The 23991-nt window shown below is 34.6% G+C and carries 25 protein-coding genes; 11 read left to right on the top strand and 14 right to left on the bottom strand.

Annotated elements, in window-relative coordinates; translation table 11 throughout:
* The first annotated feature begins 16 nt into the window (after positions 1-16).
* The 3 genes from B5X55_RS18005 (at position 17) to B5X55_RS17995 (ending at position 2374) form a co-directional block, all read left to right on the top strand.
* Positions 17-1111 carry a Nif3-like dinuclear metal center hexameric protein gene (locus tag B5X55_RS18005; RefSeq protein WP_079514518.1) on the top strand — a complete coding sequence of 365 codons (1095 nt, stop codon included), beginning with the start codon at positions 17-19 and terminating at the stop codon, positions 1109-1111.
* Between the two features lies 1 nt (position 1112).
* Positions 1113-1892, top strand: a complete 780-nt coding sequence (locus B5X55_RS18000) for a zinc ribbon domain-containing protein (RefSeq protein WP_079514516.1) — start codon at positions 1113-1115, stop codon at positions 1890-1892.
* A 68-nt stretch (positions 1893-1960) separates the two neighbouring features.
* Positions 1961-2374, top strand: coding sequence for a DUF4174 domain-containing protein (locus B5X55_RS17995; protein WP_159447567.1), 414 nt, complete (start codon positions 1961-1963; stop codon positions 2372-2374).
* Here B5X55_RS17995 and B5X55_RS17990 read toward each other — a convergent pair.
* Positions 2363-3706: an FAD-dependent oxidoreductase gene (locus B5X55_RS17990; RefSeq protein WP_079514512.1), complete on the bottom strand. Its 1344-nt coding sequence runs from the start codon at positions 3704-3706 to the stop codon at positions 2363-2365. The two genes, B5X55_RS17995 and B5X55_RS17990, sit on opposite strands and share 12 nt — an antisense overlap.
* 153 nt (positions 3707-3859) lie before the next feature.
* Between B5X55_RS17990 and B5X55_RS17985 the strand changes: the two genes are divergently transcribed.
* From B5X55_RS17985 to B5X55_RS17970, 4 genes are all read left to right on the top strand, one after another.
* Positions 3860-4495, top strand: coding sequence for a flavin reductase family protein (locus B5X55_RS17985; protein WP_234999792.1), 636 nt, complete (start codon positions 3860-3862; stop codon positions 4493-4495).
* Positions 4495-4629 (top strand): DUF2256 domain-containing protein, encoded by a 135-nt coding sequence (locus tag B5X55_RS17980; protein ID WP_079514508.1) that lies wholly within the window; start codon positions 4495-4497, stop codon positions 4627-4629. The genes B5X55_RS17985 and B5X55_RS17980 overlap by 1 nt, the downstream gene beginning before the upstream one ends.
* A gap of 16 nt (positions 4630-4645) precedes the next feature.
* Positions 4646-5941 carry a DASH family cryptochrome gene (locus B5X55_RS17975; RefSeq protein WP_079514506.1) on the top strand — a complete coding sequence of 432 codons (1296 nt, stop codon included), beginning with the start codon at positions 4646-4648 and terminating at the stop codon, positions 5939-5941.
* Between the two features lie 82 nt (positions 5942-6023).
* Complete coding sequence (locus B5X55_RS17970; RefSeq protein WP_079514504.1) at positions 6024-7556, top strand: cryptochrome/photolyase family protein; 1533 nt, start codon at positions 6024-6026, stop codon at positions 7554-7556.
* Between the two features lie 182 nt (positions 7557-7738).
* On the opposite strand, the gene B5X55_RS17965 is transcribed toward B5X55_RS17970, so the two are convergent.
* The 4 genes from B5X55_RS17965 to B5X55_RS17950 all read right to left on the bottom strand — a co-directional run bounded on the left by B5X55_RS17965 (position 7739) and on the right by B5X55_RS17950 (position 10075).
* Positions 7739-8287, bottom strand: a complete 549-nt coding sequence (locus tag B5X55_RS17965) for a ClpP family protease (RefSeq protein ID WP_079514502.1) — start codon at positions 8285-8287, stop codon at positions 7739-7741.
* A gap of 119 nt (positions 8288-8406) precedes the next feature.
* The gene (locus tag B5X55_RS17960) at positions 8407-9240 is read right to left on the bottom strand and encodes a mechanosensitive ion channel family protein (RefSeq protein ID WP_079514500.1); all 834 of its coding nucleotides are present in this window, start codon (positions 9238-9240) and stop codon (positions 8407-8409) included.
* A 26-nt stretch (positions 9241-9266) separates the two neighbouring features.
* A complete protein-coding gene (locus tag B5X55_RS17955; protein ID WP_079514498.1) occupies positions 9267-9452 on the bottom strand; it encodes a hypothetical protein in 186 nt (61 codons plus the stop codon).
* Complete coding sequence (locus B5X55_RS17950; protein WP_079514496.1) at positions 9452-10075, bottom strand: RNA polymerase sigma factor; 624 nt, start codon at positions 10073-10075, stop codon at positions 9452-9454. Before B5X55_RS17950 ends, B5X55_RS17955 begins: the two co-directional genes overlap by 1 nt.
* Positions 10076-10153: 78 nt before the next feature.
* Between B5X55_RS17950 and B5X55_RS17945 the strand changes: the two genes are divergently transcribed.
* Both B5X55_RS17945 and B5X55_RS17940 read left to right on the top strand, forming a co-directional pair.
* On the top strand, positions 10154-10834 hold the full coding sequence (locus B5X55_RS17945) for a hypothetical protein (protein WP_079514494.1): 681 nt from the start codon (positions 10154-10156) through the stop codon (positions 10832-10834).
* Positions 10835-10877: 43 nt separating this feature from the next.
* Positions 10878-12044: a peptidase associated/transthyretin-like domain-containing protein gene (locus tag B5X55_RS17940; protein WP_079514492.1), complete on the top strand. Its 1167-nt coding sequence runs from the start codon at positions 10878-10880 to the stop codon at positions 12042-12044.
* A gap of 16 nt (positions 12045-12060) precedes the next feature.
* On the opposite strand, the gene B5X55_RS17935 is transcribed toward B5X55_RS17940, so the two are convergent.
* The 3 genes from B5X55_RS17935 to B5X55_RS17925 all read right to left on the bottom strand — a co-directional run bounded on the left by B5X55_RS17935 (position 12061) and on the right by B5X55_RS17925 (position 15123).
* On the bottom strand, positions 12061-13209 hold the full coding sequence (locus tag B5X55_RS17935; RefSeq protein WP_079514490.1) for an MFS transporter: 1149 nt from the start codon (positions 13207-13209) through the stop codon (positions 12061-12063).
* Positions 13210-13315: 106 nt separating this feature from the next.
* Positions 13316-14584, bottom strand: coding sequence for a kynureninase (kynU, locus tag B5X55_RS17930; RefSeq protein ID WP_079514488.1), 1269 nt, complete (start codon positions 14582-14584; stop codon positions 13316-13318).
* A gap of 65 nt (positions 14585-14649) precedes the next feature.
* Entirely contained in the window at positions 14650-15123 is a 474-nt protein-coding gene (locus B5X55_RS17925) for a GNAT family N-acetyltransferase (RefSeq protein WP_079514486.1), read from the bottom strand.
* Between the two features lie 60 nt (positions 15124-15183).
* Between B5X55_RS17925 and B5X55_RS17920 the strand changes: the two genes are divergently transcribed.
* The gene (locus B5X55_RS17920) at positions 15184-15825 is read left to right on the top strand and encodes an O-methyltransferase (RefSeq protein WP_079514484.1); all 642 of its coding nucleotides are present in this window, start codon (positions 15184-15186) and stop codon (positions 15823-15825) included.
* Here the strand turns inward: B5X55_RS17920 and B5X55_RS17915 are convergent.
* The 6 genes from B5X55_RS17915 to B5X55_RS17890 all read right to left on the bottom strand — a co-directional run bounded on the left by B5X55_RS17915 (position 15788) and on the right by B5X55_RS17890 (position 21182).
* On the bottom strand, positions 15788-16363 hold the full coding sequence (locus B5X55_RS17915) for a phosphatase PAP2 family protein (RefSeq protein ID WP_079514482.1): 576 nt from the start codon (positions 16361-16363) through the stop codon (positions 15788-15790). The two genes, B5X55_RS17920 and B5X55_RS17915, sit on opposite strands and share 38 nt — an antisense overlap.
* Before the next feature lie 6 nt (positions 16364-16369).
* Positions 16370-16708 (bottom strand): Sec-independent protein translocase subunit TatA/TatB, encoded by a 339-nt coding sequence (locus tag B5X55_RS17910; RefSeq protein ID WP_079514480.1) that lies wholly within the window; start codon positions 16706-16708, stop codon positions 16370-16372.
* Positions 16709-16791: 83 nt separating this feature from the next.
* Entirely contained in the window at positions 16792-19062 is a 2271-nt protein-coding gene (locus tag B5X55_RS17905) for a M1 family metallopeptidase (protein ID WP_079514478.1), read from the bottom strand.
* 57 nt (positions 19063-19119) lie between these two features.
* Positions 19120-19626, bottom strand: coding sequence for a DUF6702 family protein (locus B5X55_RS17900; RefSeq protein WP_079514476.1), 507 nt, complete (start codon positions 19624-19626; stop codon positions 19120-19122).
* A gap of 49 nt (positions 19627-19675) precedes the next feature.
* Positions 19676-20449 (bottom strand): BamP family beta-assembly machinery protein, encoded by a 774-nt coding sequence (locus B5X55_RS17895; protein WP_234999790.1) that lies wholly within the window; start codon positions 20447-20449, stop codon positions 19676-19678.
* On the bottom strand, positions 20439-21182 hold the full coding sequence (locus tag B5X55_RS17890; RefSeq protein WP_079514474.1) for a BamP family beta-assembly machinery protein: 744 nt from the start codon (positions 21180-21182) through the stop codon (positions 20439-20441). The genes B5X55_RS17895 and B5X55_RS17890 overlap by 11 nt, the downstream gene beginning before the upstream one ends.
* A gap of 290 nt (positions 21183-21472) precedes the next feature.
* On the opposite strand from B5X55_RS17890, the gene B5X55_RS17885 reads away from it, so the two are divergent.
* On the top strand, positions 21473-23991 hold a 2519-nt coding region (locus B5X55_RS17885; protein WP_143814539.1), incomplete at its 3' end, for a beta strand repeat-containing protein.

The following is a 23991-nucleotide window of genomic DNA, read 5'->3' as shown; positions in this document are numbered from 1 at the left end:
CTTATTTTTTAATAAAATGACTATAAACACCATAACGCAGATTTTAGAAGACTTTGCCCCACTAGGCTATGCAGAAGATTTTGATAATGTAGGACTACTCGTAGGTGACTCATCTTCCAAATTAACCGGAGTTTTAGTCACCTTAGACACTCTTGAAAACGTTGTTGATGAAGCAATTGCTAAAAAATGTAACTTAATCGTCAGTTTTCATCCTATTATTTTTGGCGGACTTAAGAAAATTACGGGCAAGAATTATGTAGAACGAGTGGTTATAAAGGCTATTCAAAATAATATTGCTATTTATTCTATGCATACTGCTCTTGATAATGTAGGACATGGAGTCAATGGTAAAATTTGTGAGGTACTTGGCCTCACTAACACCAAAATACTTATACCACAAAAGAGTACCCTAAAAAAACTGACCACCTATGTACCAATAGCAAATGTTGAAGAAGTTAAAGAAGCTCTTTTCAAAGCCGGGGCGGGTGAAATAGGAAATTATTCGAACTGCAGTTTTTCTACCGAAGGCAAAGGAACGTATAAAGCAAATGACAAAGCCAACCCTGTAAAAGGTATAATTGGTGAAACTCATACAGAGCATGAGGTTATGTTAACCTGTGTTTTTGGAAAGAATGATGAGTATACAATTATTAAGAATTTAATGGTTGCTCATCCCTACGAAGAAGTGGCGTATGATATTCAAAGCTTAGATAATACCAATCCTTATATTGGTATGGGTATGATTGGTGAACTATTAAAAGAGGTATCAGAACGTGAGTTTTTATCCGATTTGAAGCAAAAAATGAAAACTTCCGTGGTTAGACATTCTAATTTATTAAAAAAGCCAATTAAAAGAGTGGCAGTTTTAGGAGGTAGTGGATCATTTGCAATTAGTGCTGCAAAAGCAGCCGGAGCTGATGTTTTTATTACCGCAGACCTTAAATATCATCAATTTTACGAAGCTGAAAATCAAATGGTTTTGGCAGATATAGGACACTTTGAAACTGAGCAGTTTACAAAAACCCTTTTAGTTGATTATCTTACAAAAAAAATTCCTAATTTTGCAATCCATTTATCGGAAAGTATAACAAATCCCATCAATTATTTTTAATATGGCAAAAAAAGAAGATTCCTCTGTAGAAGCAAAGTTAAGAGCATTATATGATTTGCAATTAATTGATTCTAGAGTTGATGAAATAAGGAATGTTCGTGGTGAACTACCTTTGGAAGTAGAAGATTTGGAAGATGAAGTCCTTGGCCTAAAAACGAGAATGGATAAACTTAAATCTGATTTAGAAAATATAAATTTCGAAATCGGTGCTAAGAAAAACCTTATTGAAGAAGCAAAGACTCTAATTAAAAAATACGGCGAGCAACAAAAAAATGTTCGTAACAGTAGAGAATTCAATTCAATTAGTAAAGAATTGGAATTCCAAGAATTGGAAATTCAATTAGCTGATAAGAATATTAAAGAATTCAAAGTTCAAATCGAGCAAAAGAAAACGGTTATTTCTGAAACGAAAGAACGTTTGTCTGAGCGCGATGCTCACTTAAAGCATAAGAAAAGCGAATTAAATGCTATTCTTGCTGAAACTGAGAAAGAAGAAAAAGCGTTGTTAGAAGAATCAATCAAATTTCAAGATAAAATTGAAGAGCGTTTGGTTAAGGCTTATTCCCGTATTCGTAAAAATGTTAAGAATGGCTTAGCAGTTGTACCAATCGAAAGAGGTGCTGCAGGTGGTTCATTCTTTACTATTCCACCTCAAGTACAGGTTGAAATCGCTTCAAGAAAAAAAATCATTACCGATGAACATAGTGGTCGTATTTTAGTTGACCCAACATTGGCTGAGGAAGAAAATGAAAAAATGAAAAAAATGTTTGCTAAATTATAGTAGCATTTAAGTAATATGTAAAAAAGCCATCTTTAATTAGATGGCTTTTTTTGTTTAAATTCATGTCAATGAAAGCCATAAAAACAATCTTATTACTTTTTCTTATGCACGGTTCTGCTTTAACAGCTCAACAATTATCAGACTTTAAATGGAAAAATAGAGTTCTGATTCTTACTAATAGCCCCACTCACACCAATGACTTTAAGAAAGCCTTACAAGTAATTAAAGACAGTTCAAAAGAAATTGAACAAAGAGACCTTATTATATTAATATATAAACAGGATAACCTCTATAACCTAGACGATAAAGAAGTACTCTTTAAAAATTCAAATACTACAATCAAGCATTTGAATGGATTTTTGTTAATCGGTAAAGATGGCGGTATAAAGTCAAAACAACCTTATCCACTACAACTGGAAGAAATTTTTGAGCTTATTGATAGTATGCCAATGCGTAGGGCCGAAATGAAATCAACCAATTAAATCTAGCATCAATTTTTCTACTTCCTCACTATCCCATTTTTTCTCGATGTTGGGTGTTTTCATTACTTCCTTCATTATGCTTTCTTGAGCATCTCCTGCAGCTAAGGCTTCAGCATAAGGTCGTTCAGAAAAAGTAACCCTACTATATGCAGGAATCCATTTCTCAGGATGATTAGCTGAAAAATGTTTTTCTATTTTCTTTTGAAGTAAAAAATTAGCATCTGCCGTTTTACTACTCATTTCTACAAAATTTCGATAACTCAGTTCAGCAATAGCATCTGCATTTGGCTTACGCCGCTTTTGGTATGTATCAAAAATCTTTTCCCAATCATCTCCAAATTCCTGTATTATCTCGTCTAACACAAAAATATCTTCAAAACCAGCATTCATACCTTGGCCGTAAAAAGGTACAACAGCATGCGCAGAATCACCTACGAGAGCCACTTTGTCCCAATAGGTCCAAGGGTAGCATTTCATAGTTACCATTGCGCTGGTCGGATTCTTAAAAAAATCTTCTGTTAGGTTCTCAATTTCATTCTTAACATTAGGAAAGTAGGTGTTAAAAAAGTCAACAGCATCTTTCTTCGTTTTTATACTCTCAAAAGAAACTTCACCTTCAAATGGCATAAACAAAGTACATGTAAAACTTCCATCTAAATTAGGCATGGCTATGAACATGAACTTCCCTCGTGGCCAAATATGAAATGAATTCTTGTCTAATTTATGAGTGCCGTCATTATTGGCCGGAATGGTCAATTCTTTATATCCTACATCAATAAAATCTTGAGAATAATCAAATCGACTACGACGTTGCATTTTATGACGTACCCTTGAAAATGCCCCGTCACAACCGAAAACTAAATCAAAAGGATACTCCGTCCACTCGCCTTTCTCTGTATCACCAGTGTAAACTTTAGCTTCAGGCAAATCAATATCCCATACCTTTTCTTCAAAACGAAATTCTACGCCATTGTTCTCGGCCAAATCTATCATCCGCTTATTAAGCACACCACGAGAAATGGACCAGATAGCCTCTCCATCTTTACCATACTTTTGATAATACTCTGGTTTACCCACCACATGCATTGCACGTTTATCTAGCGGTATGGCAATTTCTTTTATTTCATCTTCAATGCCAACAGCTCTTAAGGCATTCCACCCCCTATTGCTCATTGCTAGATTTATTGATCTACCTGAAAATTCAATATTTCGAATGTCAGGTCGTCTATCAAAAACTGTGATTTGATGGCCGTACTTCTTCAAATAAATAGCAAGTAACGAACCTACCAATCCTGAGCCAATGATGGCTATGTTTTTTTTACTTTGGGTCATGCATTAAGCTTTACGCCTAAATTAAGCGAGCGTTAAAAGTAGCAAATTATGCCCTACTTCAACTATTACAAGCACAAACTAAGCAAATAATTTTTCTAATCTTTTATCAATTTGTTTAAGATATTTGTACTTTTAATAAACAAAATAAAAGTTTTGAAATATTTAAACACAACAGACCTAGGTCATATGCCTAGTAGAAAAAGAGCTCATCTAATTAATAGTTGCACTGGTTATAAGTCTGCCAACCTTCTGGGAACGAAATCAAAGAATGGCGAAACCAATTTAGCGATATTCAATTCGGTGATTCATATCGGCAGTAACCCGCCTATGTTAGGCTTTATTCTTAGACCATTAACCGTTAAAAGAGATACCTATAAAAACTTTAAAGAAACTGGTTTCTTCACTGTTAATCAAGTAAATAAGGATATGATTAAAGACGCTCACCATACAGCTGCAAGTTATAATGAGCAAATTTCTGAATTTTCTAAAACCAATTTAACCGAATCATATTTAGATGATTTTCATGCTCCTTATGTAAGTCAAAGTAGTATTAAACTTGGTTGTCGCTATATCAACGAATATGAAATTAAAGAAAACAACTGCCTATTAATTATTGGTGCTATTGAGCATATCTATTTATCTGACGACATACTCGAAGAAGATGGTTGGGTAAATTTAGATAAAGCTAATACCGTTGCTATAGTAGGCTTAGATGGTTATGCCTTACCCAAGCTTTTAAACCGGTTCAATTACTCAAAACCCGACGAACCAACAATACCGATAACATAATGGCCCACAAGAAAGAAAATCTAGCGACCAAGATTTGTGCAACTTGTGCAAGACCTTTTACTTGGCGTAAAAAGTGGGAAAAGAATTGGAAGGATGTAAAATATTGCAGCGAAAAATGTAGAAGAAATAAATAAAAGATGTTGAAAATATATGAATAATTTAATATGGTTCAAAAACGATTTAAGAGTACAAGATAATACCTCTCTCTGTAAAGCAATGAGTGGTGAAAAAGTAATTGGTTTTTTCTGTTTTGAATCTATATACTTTGAAAAGGATCAATTCGAATTTAAGAGAACTGAAAAATTCAGAGCCAAATTTTTAATTGAAACGGTAACTCAACTTCGAAAGGAATTAAAAAAAATTAATATCCCGTTATTTATATATGTGGGTAAATCTGCCAACTACCTACCTCAATTGATTCTTAAGTATAATATTGAGACCGTCTATTTGCAGAAGGAATGGACAAGAGACGAGCAGAACATATTAGAATCTGTTAAGAAGAAAGTTTCAACCACAACCGATTTTATTGAAACTTTTGACCAATTCCTATACCACCCAGACGATATCCCCTACAACCACTTTGATGCGTTACCAGAGGTGTTCACCAATTTTAGAAAAAAGTGTGAAAATCAAGTCGATGTAAGACCACTTACCATTATTTCTAACATAATGTCTTGCGATAATTTAGTTCTGAATGAAACACGAATACCAACATTAAAAGATTTGGGTTTAGATGATTTCTTTGCTGATGAACGCACTGCTTTCCCTTTTGTTGGTGGTGAAGTAGCTGCCTTAGACAGAATTCAAAATTACTTTTGGGAAACCAAAAAACTAGCTTTTTATAAGAAAACTAGAAACGGATTAGTAGGTAAAGATTACAGCTCAAAATTATCTGCATGGTTGGCAAATGGCAGTATTTCTCCTAGAACAATATATTGGGAGGTGAAGAAATTTGAAGATGAAGTGACTAAAAACCAAGATACCTACTGGCTTATTTTTGAACTTATTTGGAGAGATTATTTTAAATATGTTTCTCTAAAGCACCAGAACCGAATATTTCAAATCGGTGGTATCCTTCAGAAAAAGTATGAATGGAAAGAAACTATTCAACAAAGAAATAACTGGATAACCGGGGCTACCAAAGAACCATTCGTGAATGCAAATATGAAAGAATTGTTACTAACCGGGTGGATGAGTAATCGAGGCAGGCAAAATGCAGCTAGTTTTTGGTCAAAAGAACTAGAGCAAGATTGGAGAATAGGTGCGGCTTATTTTGAGAGTATGTTAATAGACTACGATGTACATAGTAATTGGGGAAATTGGATGTACACTAGCGGTGTTGGCAATGACCCCAGAGACCGTAAATTCAATATAAAAAGTCAGGCCGAACGTTATGACGGCAGTGGTAAATTTCAAAGAATGTGGTTGCAAGAAACCTTGTTTTAATTTGTAAATACATCTAGTTTACTTCACTATGTAATTAACCGATGACCACTTTATAAAATTTTAAATAAAACGATACACTAAAATGAAAACAATACGCTTGATATTAGGCGACCAATTAAACCAAAATCATTCTTGGTTTAATACCATAGATAATGATGTTGTTTACTTAATGGCAGAAATGCGTCAAGAAACAGATTATGTAAAACATCATATTCAAAAAGTAGTCGCATTCTTTTTAGCGATGCGAAATTTTAAAAAAGACCTTTCACATCAAGGTCATCATTTTATTTACTTAGAACTAAATGACCCTAATAATCTTCAAGATTTAGAAAAAGTAATTTCACAGTGCACTATAGAAAACAATGCTGAAAAATTTGAGTATCAGTTACCAGATGAATATCGATTAGACCAGCAATTACTTCAAATATGTGAATCATTAGAAATTGAATCAAGCTGTGTTGATACCGAACATTTTTACACCACAAGATTTGAATTAAAAGACTTTTACAAGGGTAAAAAGCAAATGGTCATGGAAAATTTTTATAGAATGATGCGAAAAAAGCATCAAATTATGATGATTAACAACCACCCTGAAGGTGGTAAATGGAATTTTGACCAAAACAACCGTAAAAAATGGACAGGCCAGCCAGCCATTCCTTCCGAAAAAAAATTCAACCAAGATGTTCTCGAAATTATTCAAGAAGTGAAAAAAGCTAATGTTGAAACTTTTGGAAATATAGAACCCGAATCTTTTAATTGGCCAACATCAAGAACAGAATGTCTTTCTAATTTAAATTATTTCTGCAAAGAACTTTTACATCACTTTGGAGACTATCAAGATGCAATGCACGAGAATGAAAAATTCCTTTTTCATTCTCGTCTATCATTTGCGATGAACGCCAAAATACTATCACCAAAAGAAGTAATTGATTCTGTTTTAAACCATTTCTATGAGCATGCCAAAGAGATTGACATATCTCAAGTTGAGGGTTTTGTTCGCCAAATATTGGGTTGGCGAGAATACATGAGAGGTATCTATTGGAAAGAAATGCCGAAATACAAACAACTAAATGCTCTAAACAACACAAACAAATTACCAGATTTCTTCTGGACGGGTAAGACAAAAATGAACTGCTTGAAACATGCTATTGGCCAAAGCCTCGATACTGCTTACGCACATCATATTCAAAGGCTAATGGTCATTGGCAATTTTGCGCTATTGACCCAAATAGACCCCAATGAAGTTGACAAATGGTATCTAGGAGTTTATATCGACGCTATTGAATGGGTCGAAATCACCAATACTAGAGGAATGAGCCAATTTGCAGATGGAGGTATTGTAGCTACGAAACCTTATGTAAGTAGCGCTAACTACATTAATAAAATGAGTAATTATTGTGGTAATTGCCATTATAGTCACACCAAAAAAATAGGCTCGAATGCCTGTCCGTTCAACGCCCTATATTGGAATTTTCTTGAGACCAAAAAAGAACACTTTAAGAATAATCATAGAATGACTATGATGCTGAGTTTATTGGATAGAATGGATTCAGGAAAATTAGAGGAATTACAAGAACGGGGCACATACATTATTGAGCATATGGATGATTTTTAATGTCTATTTAACAGGATTTGGGCGTCCAAAACATATTTTTGAACCGTACATAAAAAGAACATTCCGCGAGAGCGTCTATATATAAAAAACTCCTTTTTCAACTAAAGAAAAAGGAGTTTTTGTTTTTTAAGCAGAACATTCAAATACGATGCCGTAAACCACCGTAACCGAGTAATCTGAATTTATTCCATTATTCCGTCAACGATACCATATTTTATTGACTCTTCTGCATTCATCCAATAATCTCTATCAAAATCCCTTAAGACTTTTTCAAATTCTTGACCACAGTTATCTGCTAATATATGTGCACTGAGCTCTTTAGTTTTAATGATTTCTCTTGCCTGAATTTCTATATTCGAAGCTTGGCCTCTTGCACCACCACTTGGTTGGTGAATCATAACCTGAGCATGTGGCTGAATGAATCTTCTACCTTTTTTACCTACTGACAATAAAATAGAACCCATTGATGCTGCCAAACCAGTACAGATTGTAGAAACCGGACTCTTTAAAGATTTTATGGTGTCATACATTGCAAAACCAGAAGTAACATAACCACCAGGACTATTAATATACAGCTGAATTTCTTTGTTATTCTGCATATCTAGATACAATAACCTATCAATTACATGTTTTGCAGAATCGTCATCAACCATACCCCATAGGAATACCTTTCTTTCCTCTAGCATTTTCTCATCTATGGCTTCCTGAATTTTTCCTTTTTTAGCACTCATATTTTAAGTTTAATTATCTCTAACAAAATTAATCAATTAATTCATAAACAAATGTGACATAAGACAACCGAATTACTATCCTAATTTCATCATTCATAAATGAAAACGAAATTTAGGCTTTACAATTGTTCTTCAACCTCAACGGTTTTCTCAACTACCTTTTTAATAGGTATTACAACTTTACCTTTTTTAGTTTTAAGAATCATTGAAATACTATCTATACCGATAACAGTACCTTCTAGTTTTCCGATTTTAACCTTATCACCTATTACGTAAATTTTTCTTGTATAAAATGTTCTTAATAAATCACCAACTACTTCTCTTGCCCCTAAACCTAAAGCCAATGCAATTGCCAATAAGAAAGCTCCAAGTATTATGGTGAAATTATTGGTGATAATTTGAGTATCAATACCTGCTTGATTTAAAGCAGTAATACTTACAAAAATAATAATCAAATAAAATAAGGCGTTACCTAAAACTTTACCACCGCCCATACCGATAGAATCGAATACTTTAACAATCATTTCTTTGATTATTTTAGCCAAATACAGACCTATCATAAAAATAATAAGTGCCGATAGTAAAATGGGTAGGTATCGTAATAGGTTTGCAATTTCTGTAGATATTATAGTTAGGCCCATAATATCAGATGCCACAATTATAAATACCAACCAAAGTAATACCTTAATAAAAGTGACAATGACTTTTGGTAAATCTATTTTAAGATCAGCCTCGCCAAAAAGTTTCGCTTCATTAATTTTTTCTGAAAAACGATGTAATTGAATCGCCTTAAAAATTCGTTTTAAAACGAATGTGGTTATTTTAATGATAATCCATCCAAAAATAAGCACTACAAATGCACCAAATATACCTGGCAAGGCAGCCGCAATATCTTTGAAAATGGCACTCAAAGATTCAAAGGCTAGGTCTTTCCACTTATCTACTGTTTCCATGAATATAGTTTTACTTTTAATTATATTTATTTGGTTTTCGTTTTCATCATGCCCTCAATAATCGAGGCAAAATTACCCGTGAACAGATTGCTCAATTCCATAATTAACTTAGCTGCGGCTACATCATCCATAACTTTCTTACGTAGTTCAGGTGGAACATCTTTAAGATCCCCTTCTAAATTTTTAAATGGATTATTGTTCTGTTCTGTCATTAGGGTATGGTATTATACATTTCCACAACTTTAGCTTTAGCCCTCTTAAGCCTCATTTTAATGGCGCTTGATTTAATCTCTAATACATCTTCTAATTCTTTAATTGAAGCTCCGTCTTGATATTTCAACAACAAAAGTGTTTTATCTTCTGGCGCAATTAGCTCTAAAGCTTTTTTAAGTTTATCTACTTGCATTTGCAGCAATAGATTATCGGTAACATCTACTGGTACTTCTTCTTGTGTATCAAATTTTACTGAATTATCATTAATCTTCCTTTCCTTATTTCTATTCACGTAATTGACGCAAAAATTGTAAGTAAAAGAATATAACCATGTAGAAAATTTAGATGTTCCTTTAAAAGAGCCTAATTTCACATAGAGCATTAAAAAAACATCTTGCGTAAGATCTTCTGCCTCTTTATTAGATTTTGCAAACCCCAAACATTTGTTGTAGACTAATTTGGAATATCTATCATAGAGCTCTCCAAACAACAAAGCATCCTTGTTCTTGACAATTTGCTCTATCAGTTCATCGTCGGTATATTTATCATGTACCGTATTAGAAGAACTCTTACTGAATTCACTTCCAATTATAATAAAACATAGCTTCTTAAGAAATGTCACTCTAGTGTTTTGTTTACAAAAAATAAAAGTAGGTTAAAGATACTGTAATTGATATATTTGATTTAAAATGTGCTGAAAATGAAAAAATTAATTATCCTTTCCATAGTATTATCAAGTATTATTACAAGTTGCAAAACCGACAACAATAAGACGAAAATTGAAGTGGCCGAAGATACGGAATTGACCGTTCTAGAAAAAATTGCGCATGCAAATGGATATGAAAACTGGAAGAATGTCTCAAGCATAAAATTCACTTTTAATGTAGATCGCGATTCTTCACATTTTGAACGTACTTGGTTATGGAAAACAGGGTCTAACGATGTCACTATGATGACACGGCAAGATACAATTACGTATAATAGAAAGGCTGTAGATAGTACCATGGCAGGTACCGATGGCGGTTTCGTTAATGATAAATTTTGGCTATTGGCGCCTTATCAATTAGTTTGGGACCAAAAAGGTTTTACCTACGAGCTTACAGAAAGTATAGAAGCACCTATTAGCAAAACCAAAATGAATAAGTTAACGACCGTTTATGCAAATGAAGGCGGTTATACCCCTGGCGATGCTTATGATTATTATTTTGGAGATGATTACATCATTAAAGAGTGGGCATATAGAAAAGAAAACCAAGCAGAACCTAACATGGTTACAAGTTGGGAAGATTATAAAGAACTAAAAGGATTAAAAATTAGCATGATGCACAAAAGACCTGATGCAGATTTTTCACTTTTCTTTACTGGTGTTGAAGTGAAGTAATGTGGTATAGTGTTTGATAATTTCAATATACATCAAACACCCTATGAAACTTCAGTTTTTTATTATTTGCCTGTTTTCTACTCTTCTTTATTCTCAAAATGAATTAAGTGGAATTGTAGTGGATATTTCAGATAATTCCCCATTAGAATTTGTTGGTATTTACAACAAGTCCGACCACACGATGACCAATGCTGACGGGCGTTTTCAGTTTTCTTCTACTTCTGATTCTATTATTATTTACCGCCCTGGTTATGATAAAATCAGTACTACATTTCAGAAAACCAATGACACCATTTATCTCAACAAAAGTGTTTTAGAATTAAATGAGGTCACCGTTACCAATGAAAAAACATTATGGCAAAAAGTAAAAGATTCCATTGATTCTAATTACCCTTTATATCCTTATAAGGAGAAATTCTTATTAAGGGGAGTTTTAAGATATAATGGTGAAATTACCAGAATACAGGACCTACAAGGAAAACTGGAAAGAAGAACGCTACTGTATACTCAAGAAATTGAGCCAGATAAAAAAGATTTTAAAGTTGAACTGACCAATATGCGTAAAGTCGGTTTGGTACTTGATGAAAATGACATTTATTTTATTTTCGATTCATTTTACGGTTTATTCATGAACTTGATACCTGTGAATGCCACCGGAGATGCTTTTGATTTGATTGAATCCACATTTGAGAATGGCAGCAAAATTAATCTAAGCTTTCAAACCAAACCCGAATTTGCAAATGAGAAAGTAACGGGACATTATATTATCAATGCTAAAAACAACGCGATAGAGCAGTTTAAAATAGTTTTTGAATTTGAAAACAATCCATTTTCAGAAAATGAAGACAGCAGATACAGGACAATTTCTATTGATAAAGAAATATCACTTTCAAAATCTCGTAAAAATCAAAAATACTATATTGAATCATCAAAATACCATGTAGTAATTGAACAAACCGATGAAAATAATTCTTATACTTCCTTTTACGACGTTTCTTTTATTTTGACCACATCAGATAACGAAGGTGATTTTGACGTCAAAAAAAATGTCAGTACATCTAAAGACTTATTCAAAATAAATTATCCTTACGACCAAAGTTATTGGAATACTCAAAACCAGTTATTGCTAACAGAAGAAATGTTAGATTTTATTGAAAAGGTACAAGACCCAAACAACGAATTTAAAGTAAGAAGTAACATCAAGAATTAAAATTGTGCAGAATTACTTATGCCTTTTTCCTTTTTAATAATAGTGTAAATAGTAATATTAAAAATCCGCAGGCAAGAAGTACTACAAAACTTCTGGTAAGACTATAATTCTCTGCCAAGAACCCTAAAATTGGTGGAGCACATAGAAACCCCGCATAACCAGAACCAGCTATAAAAGCTATTCCTTTCGAGGAATCTACACCTTTCACATTTCCACCTATTCTAAAAACTTCGGGCACCATTACCGAAAAACCTAGTCCATTTAAAGCAAAACCTATAATACTTAAATAAATATCTGTGGTCAATACTAATACATACCCTACAATTGCTAATATAGCTCCTAAGGCTACAATTTTTATGGAGCCTATTTTTTCACTAATTCCATCACCTAAAAATCTACCTAGGGTCATTGTTACCTGAAAACCTAAAAAGCCTAATCCCCATAAAGCTTCTGGTGCCATGGTAATTTCCTTTAAATAAAGTCCACTCCAATCAACAATTGCTCCTTCACTACCCATGGCAACAAACGATATAAGCGCTAATAGTAAAAGTGGTTTTAGCAACCCAAAACTAAATGGTTCATTTTCTATTTCTTCGGCTATTTCAGAAATATACTTCCTTCTAAATATAAAATTAACTACAAGAACCAATAAAACTGCAATTGACATATGAAGTACAGGATTCGATAGCGGACCAATTAAAAAACTTCCCATACCCGCCAATACACCGCCCAAGCTAAAAAAGCCATGTGAAGCAGCCATAAATTTCACTTTATCTTTTTTCTCTATTTCTGTCACCAAGGTATTCATAGATATATCGGTGATACCATTCGATGCGCCGAAGAGAAAAAGCGCAGCCATTAAAACATAATAGTTTGGTGCCAATAAAGGTAACATTGCAGCTGCACAGCTCAACAAAACTCCATAGAAAGTAGATTTACCAACTCCTACCCTATTTATTATTGAAGATGCAAACGGAAAAATAGTGAATACCCCTAATGCCAAAAAGAAAATAGCAATTCCCAATTCAGACTTACTAATATCTAAAGTGTCTTTTACCGTAGGTATGTAGATTGCCCAAGTACCAAAAAGTATATTGATACTTGCAAAAACCCAAGAGGGTCCGAAATAGCGTGCATTACCTAAAATTAACTTTAATGATTTCATCTACAGCTGGTTGTTGGTTATTGGTTGTTTACTTCGACTTCGCTCAGCAAAAGGTTTTTTAAGAATATTACTAGCCATACAATAAAGACTAGCCTCTAACTACAAATTAGTTCGCAAGAACCCCTGCTTTCAAAATTTGCCCGAAACGATACATATCTTCATACGAAGAATAAAAAGGTGCAGGTGCCAACCGTATTACATTTGGTTCGCGCCAATCGGTAACTACTCCATTTTCCATCAAATAATTGAACAACGATTTTCCTTGTCCGTGCAAAAAGACAGATAATTGACAGCCTCTATCTTTTGGTGTTATAATTTCAAAAGAACTATCGACCTCTTTATCAATTTCATGCAGAATAAATTCTAAATAGGCGACAATTGTATTTCTCTTGTCTATCAATTTATTCATCCCAACTTCTTCAAACATGGTAAGTGATGCTAAATAAGGTGCAACAGACAGTATAGGAACATTACTTATTTGCCATGCATCGGCATTTTCCATGGGTTCAAACTCAGGTTTCATAAGAAATCGAGTTTCTTTTTTTGTTCCCCACCATCCTTCGAATCTTTGAATATCTTTTTTATTCAAGTGTCTTTTATTCACATAGATACCTGATGCATTACCTGGCCCACTATTCATATACTTATAACTACACCATGATGCAAAATCGGCATCCCAATCATGTAACTTCAATTCCACATTACCCACTGCATGAGCCAAGTCCCAGCCTACATTTGCTCCTGCCGTTTTCCCTGCTCTGGTAATGGCTTCCATATCCATCACTTGGCCATTGTAATAATTTACGCCACCTATTAAAACAAGCGACAGTTCATCGCCCAATTCTTCTATTTTTTCAAGAATATCTTCGGTTCTCCAATGATGTTCACCATCGCGTTTTTTAATCTCCACTATTGTTTCATCTGGGTCTAACCCATGAAATCGCACTTGACTTTGAAACATATATTGGTCACTAGGAAAAGCTTTTTCCTCACATAGAATTTTGAATCGAGTTTTGGTAGGTCTGTAAAAAGACACCATCAATAAGTGAAGATTTACCGTCAAAGTATTCATCACAGAAACTTCTTCTGGCAATGCGCCCACAACCTTTGCTAAAGGTTCCGCAAGGCGTTCATGATAATCCCACCAAGGTTTTTCAGCATAAAAATGGCCTTCTACTGCCAGTTCTGCCCAATCTTTCATAACCTCATCAACAAAACCTTTTGTTCGTTTTGGTTGAAGACCTAAAGAATTACCTGTGAAATATATCACCTCTTTCCCGTTTATTTTAGGGAAAATAAATTCATCTCTATAGCTTCTTAAGTTGTCTTGAGCATCTAATGATTGTGCAAACTCAAGCGTATTTTTAAATTCCATAACCAATTTTATATAAAAGTAATCATAAGCCTATAATCTAATGTGTCCAAATGAATAATTGCTTGCTACGATTTAGTACGCAGTCGCATTTCTATCATGTGTTTTTTGAACCCAACTTTTTCATAGGCGCGAATAGCTGGTTCATTCTCGCTATAAACATGTAATCTAATTTCTGCTAACCCCAAAGAACTTGCCCATTCTTGTAAACCACTTATAATTTTGCCGTTAATTCCCCTACCCCTATATTCAGGGTCGGTGTACATAAAACCAAAATAAGCAAAAGTCTCATGATCTAAATAATGTCGTGCAGGCTTTTCTAAAGCATAACCCGTAGCTACTATCTTTTCTCCGTCACAAGCAACTAAAACCAATGCTCGTGAATTTGACATCAAAGCATTTAAATCATAATACGTTACATCACTATTTCTAATTGTAGGATCGAAAGGGCGCTCAGAGGTAACAACTCCTTGCTCATGTTGTAAAAGCACTGGTAAATCTTCAATTACAGCTTCCCTAATACTAATTTCTTGGTTTATCATGCGCTAAATTTGATGTCATGAAATTAAGGCTTAAAACCCTATTTTTGCAAAAAGAAACGTATGCATTTTATATCGCCACTTTTAGAAAGCTATTTGGCAGATAATTCGCAAGAGGAACCTAAATTATTACAAGATCTTACTCGCGAAACTCATTTAAAAGTGATTCAACCGAGAATGCTTACTGGCCATTTTCAAGGCAGAGTTCTAAGTTTGTTGTCTAAAATAATTAATCCTACTTATATTCTTGAAATCGGAACCTACACTGGTTATTCAGCTTTATGCTTGGCCGAAGGATTATGTAAAGAAGGTGAACTGCATACCATCGACGTAAATGCCGAATTAAAACACATTCAACGAACTTTCTTTGACCGTAGTGATTATGGAAATCAGATTATTCAACACGTGGGTAATGCTTTAGATATAATACCTGAACTTGACATAACTTTCGACCTTATATTTATTGATGCAGAAAAAAAACAATACGATAAGTATCTTGAAAAAGTTTTACCTAAAACAAAATCGGGCACAATTATACTTTCTGACAATGTCTTATGGTCTGGTAAAGTTGTAGAACCCTTAGACCCAAAAGATACTACTACGAAAGTATTATTAGATTACAATAAAAAACTAAGCAAACATCCGCTTTTAGAGACTGTATTATTGCCTATACGCGATGGTTTAACTTTAAGTAGGGTGAAATAAGTAAGCCATACAACTTATAAAACATCCAAGCAGAAAATATTCCTACCAAGGCACCTATTATTACGTCTATTGGAAAATGTACCCCTACGTAAATTCTACTCATAGCAAATAAGATGGGCCAAATATAAAGTAGGTATATCCATTTAACATGTTGCCTTAGAAACAGGACAACTAAAGTTATTATAGAAAAAGATGACGAAGCGTGCCCTGAAAAGAAACTAAACCCAGACGGACTCTTTAAAATACGAATTAAGGTATTTATTTCTTCATCGTTGTTTGGCCTCAACCGTGCAACTACGTTCTTGGTCAAATCTGTTAACGTGCTCACGAACAAAACCATAGCCAAAAGGGTCAAAATCATGAATGAAGCTTCGCGTTTCGAAAATTTTATAAAAAAAAGTGTGATAATAAGTACAAAAAGTGGAATCCAAGGTGGAAACTTGGTCACTATTGACCAAAACATATCGTACTGCTCAATACCTAAACTGTTAAGATAGACAAAGGTCTCTCGATCCCATTGTAAAATCTTATCTAACATAATAGGCTACTTTCTCTTTATGCTGCCAGTTACATCGCTGATATTCTTGCCTACATCACTTATTTGCTTCTTAACATCTTTTGCCAAGCCCGAACCAATATCTTTTTTCATATCATCGATATCTTTCTTGATATCTGTCACAAAACTAGTATCAATACCCTGCTTGTCAGCACTCTTTTGAATTTCTTGTTTAATATCTTCGGTCGCATCCTTCAATTGGCGCATACCCTTACCCAACCCCTTGGCAATACCAGGAATTTTGTCGGCACCAAAAACCATCACTACGATAAACATAATGAAGAAAATTTCTGCGCCACTTATAAATAACGAATACATAGCAATCATACTACAAATATAAACAAGTTTAGTATCCAAATTAAAAAAGCCTCGTATAACTACGAGGCTTTTTATAGAAATATTTTTTAGGCTTATTTTCCTTTAATCTCCTCTTTCATTTTATCAAATTCGCTTTCCTGTTCTTTCTTTGGCCAGCTGTTGTTCGTAGTATCAATATCTGCTGTTTCCATTTTAGGATCAATATTAATACCAGTAAGTTCAGAAGTTGAAGAAAGCACCATACTCACTTCTTTACTGTTCTTTCTCCAAATTTCTGGTGGGTAGGTTATATTTTTAACCGAACCATCTGCATAGGTATATTCTACGATTAATGGCATAGGTAAACCACCCGGACTATTATAGGTTACCTCATAAAAATATTTTGGTTCTTTCACTGCAGCTCTTTCAGCCTCGGTCATATTATCCATCATAAACTCCTTAAGAGTTTTTGAAGTTTCAGAAGGGTTTACCCCATCTAAAGCAGGATCATAGCTTTCACTGTCAGAAGACACCAAAAATACTTTCGACATCAAATCACCTGTAACAGGTTTTTTTGCTACCTGAAACTTTTTAATATTCTTCACTCCCATATCTACATAATCGGTCGTATAGAACCACCCTCTCCAATACCAATCTAAATCAACGGCAGATGCGTCTTCCATTGTTCTGAAAAAATCTTCTGGAGTTGGATGTTTAAACATCCAACGGCGCGAATAGGTTTTAAAAGCATGATCAAAAACCTCACGCCCCATTACAGTCTCTCTTAATATATTTAATGCAGTTGCAGGCTTACCATAAGCATTTGCCCCTAATTGAAATACATTCTCAGGATTTGACATAATCGGAGAAATTGTGCTTTGATCGCCGCTCATATAAGGCACTATCTTCGTTGGATCACCTCTTCTTGAAGGATACTTATCATTTGGTGCAATTGCTGCCGGATAAGCTTCTCCGAACTCTTGTTCAGCCATATACTGCATAAAGGTATCTAAGCCTTCATCCATCCATCCCCATTGACGTTCATCAGAGTTAACAATCATAGGGAAGAAGTTATGACCAACTTCATGAATAATTACGCTAATCATTCCGTATTTAGTTCTATCAGAATAGCTACCATCTTCATTTGGTCTACCATAATTCCAACAAATCATTGGGTATTCCATCCCCTGATTCTTAGCATGTACTGAAATTGCTTTTGGATAAGGATAATCGAATGTATGAGACGAGTATGACTTTAGCGTATGTGCTACTGCCTTAGTTGAATACTCTTCCCATAATGGGTTACCTTCTTTTGGATACATGGATACTGCCATGATATCCTTACCTCCTAATTTCACCGCTTGCATATCCCAAATGAATTTTCTTGATGTTGCAAAACCGAAATCACGAACATTTTCAGCTTTAAGCTTCCATGTTTTCGTTTTATTTGAAAAACCTTTCTCAGCAGCTTCTGCTTCTGCTTGAGTAACTATTATTACAGGCTTATCATAAGATTTTTTTGCTTGCTCGTAACGACTCATCATTTCTTTTGAGTACACTTCTTTTCGATTTTGAAGTACGCCAGTACCGTCTAAGATATGATCTGCAGGCACTGTAATATTCACTTCATAATTACCAAATGGAAGGGCAAATTCTCCATTACCCCAAAATTGATGATTCTGCCAGCCTTCTACATCACTGTAAACTGCCATTCTTGGAAAAAACTGAGCAATTACGTAAGCCCTGTTTCCATCCTCCTTAAAATACTCATATCCAGATCTTGCTCTATTTACGGTATGATCAGGAATATTATAATTCCATTTTATATCAAAAGAATATTTTTCACCACTTTTGAGAGGTGTAGGTAAATCGACACGCATCATAGTAAAGTTAATAGTATATGGCAGTGCTTTACCAGAGGCATCTTTTATATAATCTATATTAAAACCGCCATCAAAAGATTCTGTGATATACTTTTGTACAAAATCTGCCGTATCTTCTGATTCTTTTACATTACCTCCATTTTTCAATGCTGCTTTTGAATCCTTAGTCCTTATATTTTGATCTAATTGTAACCATAAATATTCTAAATCATCAGGAGAATTGTTGGTATAGGTAATTGTTTCTTGGCCTGAAATTTTGGCATTCTTATCATCTAAGAGAATGTCCATCACATAGTCGGCCTGTTGTTGGTAGTAATCTGGTCCTGGCGCACCAGATGCTGACCTGTAAGTATTTGGGGTCGAAAACTCCTCGTATAATTGTTTAAATTTACTCTGATTATAATGCCCTGGTTCCTTTTCTTTGGTTACTTTCTCTTGCGCAAACCCAAGTGCCACAAAAAGAAATAATACAGAGGCAAACGCGTACTTTATTCTTATCATTATCTAATTATTTAGTGTGCGAAATTTAGAGTTTTTAAAAAGATTTCTTAATATATGTTACAAATTTAACATTCCTTTAGTATGTGATTTCACCAAAACGTGACTCTTTTTCTTCCCATTAACATTAAAATGGACAACATTTTGTTGATCATCATATATATCTGTGAGTACTTCATTTTGAATACCGATTTGTTTCAAATTCTTTAGTGGAACATCGGTTACTTCTAAATAACAAATGACCATATCAGCATCATACTTCTTACCAATAAAATCATATTTAGCAGTTTCTCCATTAATTTCTACCAAAAATTTAGTGCGAATGTATTTCTCTAAATACTCTCTATCAACAGATGATTCGCTATCAGTACCTAATTTTGAGGGTATACCGTAGCGCTCTTTCAATACTGCATTTATATCATCAATAAAAACGCGGGTTATAATCTGCACCGATTGGTCTTTTTCAGAATAATCAACGTTGGTAACACTGATATAGAATTTATGTGCTCCTGCAAAAGCAAATAGCGGCAATAAGATTACTAACAATGCTGTTCTAAAAAATTTCATATTGTCTTGTTTAAATACCTGTTTGCAAAGCATATGCCAAATTTAATTGCTAATCTAAGAAGTTATTTTTTCTATAAATTAAACTCTTCTGAAGAAAATAGTCCCAAATTTTAATCTGGTCATGGGTATCAACTATCTCTTGAAACCTAGGGTCTACTTCACAGAAATAGAGAAAATCATCTATTTTCTCTAACGGTATACCTAAATCTTTTTGGTACACACTATCCTCATAAAAATCACGTACACGCTCTGTTCGATCGTACAGTTTATTTCTTTCCACCCGTTGCTTCAACATTTTGGTACGACCCGTTATAGCGTTTATTAATGGGTCAAAACTCATAATAGGGTTGGCTGTTGCAGCGGTAAGTTCTCGTTCTGCCTTTGTTGGTATTTTAACGTATGCGTTAGGTAAGCCTAAGGTAGATGCCGTAACTATTGGGTCTAATTCTAAAGTAGCTAAATCTTTAATGAGGTCACCACTAAGGTTATAAGGTGTTACCGTAACCTCGTCTAACTCGGTCAAAGCTTCTTCTAAACCAATAGACACCAACTTACTTTCTAAAATAGACGTTGATATTATTACAATCTTCTTTTTGTATTGAATTGCAGAAAACTCTAAAGTATCAAATAGATGAACGGCAATGGTAAAAAAACCGTTTACATCGGTAATGGTTGCTCGCTTTGTCGTTAAGTTTAAAACATGTGTGGCAGCTACATCGCCATCATCGCTATATACTCTACCCTCTAAATTTTTAGGTTCACCAATTTGAGCTACAACTGCAACGCTAGATAATAAAAGTAAAATTAGGAGACTACTCCTCATCTACTCCCTTCAGAAACGATTTGCTGTTAGTAACCAAGGCATCAATAAGTTGAAACTCATTTTCTTTCCTAAGTAAAGATTGCGCTGGCATTCTTGTATCGCAGAATATTAAGAACTCATCTATTCTATCTTGAGGTATCGCTAAATCAACCACAAAAAATGAATCATCATATACTTGTCTTAGTACATCACTTACCTTTAACTTAGGTCCGGGTTCATCTGATTCGTTCTGCGCCTTGAAAATTGCCCTGAAAATATTAACGAAATTCAAACCATCTTGCATTCCTCTTTCTGATTGAGATAATGAAATGTTTTCTACTTCTGTACTACGATCAATTTCATATTCATACGCTTTAAACTCTTCATTCTTTAACTTTAAAAAACGCTCTTGTTGATCTGGAGTAATTACCACTTCATCTAACTCGGTCACCTTTTCATTTACCTCAACAACTAAGCGATTATTTGCCAAAATTTCTTCGGTAATCGTAACCACTTTAATATTGTAGTTGACAGCAGTAAATACTAGCTGATCACCCAGCTTTACATTAATTTTAAAATTCCCTTGGTCATTTGTAATAGTTGCCCTTTCAGAGGTGGAGTTAATCACGTTTTCATTAGGTACAGCAACATTCATATAAAGAACAGAACCTAATAAAAGACGTCTTTCATCATCTTGTGAAAAACCGGTTACTGTTGTAAGTAATACTATTAAGAAGAGTAATTTTTTGGTCATTATTTTATTTTGAGCTAAGAACCCCTATAATAGGGTATTCAGGATATAAAGTAAAGATATGTTAATATGATAAAAAAAAACGCGTCAATAAACTTTTGTTAATTTATTAGAACAGCCTTTTTTTAGACTGTTATACAAATATGCACCCATAGGTTAAAGTTATACATCCTTTCAACGAAGTTTAATGTTCTTTAACCTATTAGCATACTATTTCAACTTATAAATAAAGCTAGATAAGAAGATAATACTATTTTTGTTTTCCACCATTTTAAGGTTATAAAACGCTTAGTATGAAAGCCATAATTCTGTTTATTTTGTTTATAATGCTCACAATACCAACTGTATTTGGGCAAATAAAAATAGGTGATAATCCCCAAAACATTGATCCTGCATCGGTACTAGAATTAGAAAGCACTTCAAAAGTCTTAGTAATTACACGGGTCAGTACTTTAGAAATGGAAGCTATAACTCCGCAAAGAGGTGGTATCGTTTATAATATCGACACCGAGTGTATTAATTATTATGATGGCACACAATGGGTAAACCTTTGCGATGCAGTCAATTTCACCATTACCAACGACCCTATAATTAACAATAGAGCTACCATAGAAATTACACAAACTGCAAGCGGTTATAACCTAGAAATTGCTAAAAATGGCATACTTGGCGATAATATAGTAGATGGTGGCATTGGGCCAGACGACATACAAGATAACAGTATTACACAAGATAAATTAGCGGCAGAATCTGTTGGTTCTAGTGAAATACGCCAGAATGCGGTAGGTTCAGATGAGATACGAGATGGTAGTATTGCACCAAGTGATATCGCTAACTTTATACCAGGACAAGTATTAATTACCGATGAAAATGGAATAGTTCAGTGGGGAGATGCGGGCGACCTAATGGGTGCAGTAGGAGACGAAATAACCATTACCGGAAGTGGCACACCAGCCAATCCGCTGCAAATTACCGAAGGCATACAATTGAATATTTCAAATAATACCGCATTAATTGCAGATCATATTATTGATGATCAAGATACCGATGACACCAATGAATTAATAGATTTAACCTTCACCAAATTAACCAATACCTTAAGTATCAGCCAATCTGCAACTCCTGTAGGAGCCTCGGTAGATTTAAGTGGTTTGGTAGGTTCTGATGATCAACAATTGACTCTTGAAGATAATAACTTATCGCTAGAAGAGGGTGGTGCTGATATCGACCTTACCACCTATTTAGACAATACTGATGAACAAACCTTAAACCTTGCCGCTAATGATGATTTAGCAATTAGTGGCGGCAATACTATTAACTTAAGTAAATACATAGATAATACCGATATACAAAATTTAGGTACGGCAACTTTGGCCAATGAACAGCTTACCATCAATATCCAAAACGGAAACCCCACCACAGCAAATTTGAGCGCTTTCGCCACCGACGCGGTCGTAACAGCCGGTTTAGCAGGCAAAGAAAATATTATAAATAAATCAAATATTGAAACTTTAGGTAACTCAACAGTTCTTTATCCAACTCAAAATGCAGTAAAGGTTTATGTAGATACCGAAATTGCAGATATTGTCACTTCTGGTGGTAGTGACCCAATTAATGAGCAAAATCAAGCATTTGGTATTGTTGCTGGCGAACTTAGAATAACCGATATATCAGGTACTTTTTCGGTGCCGATATCTTCTATTGATACGAATACCCAATTATCCGACGCTGAAATTGGGGCTTTTGGATATATAAAGACGGTTGATGAACAAAGTCTAACCGAAATCTTAGTCTTAAACAACAATGCTAATGGTACAACAATAACCAACTTACCCACTCCTTCCGCTAACAGCGATGCCGCAACCAAACAATATGTAGACGATGAAATTGCAGCCTTACCTGCCGGTAGTGACAACCAACAACTAACATTAGAAGCAGGAAATCTGCTTACAATAACAAATGACGCAACTCCTATAAACCTAACTCAATTTTTAGATAACCAAGTTGCAAATGAGGTAGAGGTAACTGCTGTTCCAATTAATTATATAGCCAGCACCCAAGATGTAGAAGCACATTTAGCTGGCATTGATGCTGCATTGTTAAATTCTGGTTCTACTGAAGAAGCAGATGGTAGCACAATTACAGGAATAGGTAGCAATGCAGATCCATTTAAAATTGAACCAGGAGCTAACGGACAATTTTTAAATACAACTGCGGGTTTAGTTACTTGGGCAAACTTACCCGCAGGTACTGGTGGTACGGTAGAAGCTGACAATACAACAATTGAAGGTAATGGTAGTAGCCTAAATCCATTACAGGTAATTGATGGTAGTATTACCTCAGTTCAAATTGAAGCTGAAACTATTTTATCCACAAATATCGCCAATGGTACAATTGGTTCCGTAGATATAGCACTAGGCGGGGTAGAAACAGATAATATTTTAGATGGTACGATATTAGAAATTGATATTGCAGACAATAATGTAACTCCAGATAAAATTGAACAAGGAGGGAACGGAGAAATTCTTACAACAGATATAAATGGAGATGTTATATGGGCCGCTCTTCCAGCTAGTTTAGATGAACAAACAGTAGACGAGTTTCTTTTCGGAGCCGGTAACTTGTTGAGCATTTCGTTAGAAAATGATAGTGAAATACCGTTGACGGTAGATCTTTCTGCTTTGGAAGAGACCGTAGCGATTACGGCGAACACTACTTTAATCAATACGCACATTACAAACGACGGGGACACCGATGACCAGAACGAAATCGAACTGCCAGACGATGCAACAGCAACCTCTGGGGATGTTCT

It is taken from the genome of Maribacter arcticus (assembly GCF_900167935.1).
GTDB classification, from domain to species: Bacteria; Bacteroidota; Bacteroidia; order Flavobacteriales; family Flavobacteriaceae; genus Maribacter; species Maribacter arcticus.
Note: the sequence above shows the minus strand (reverse complement) of the source record. Positions and strands in the feature narration are given on the sequence as shown.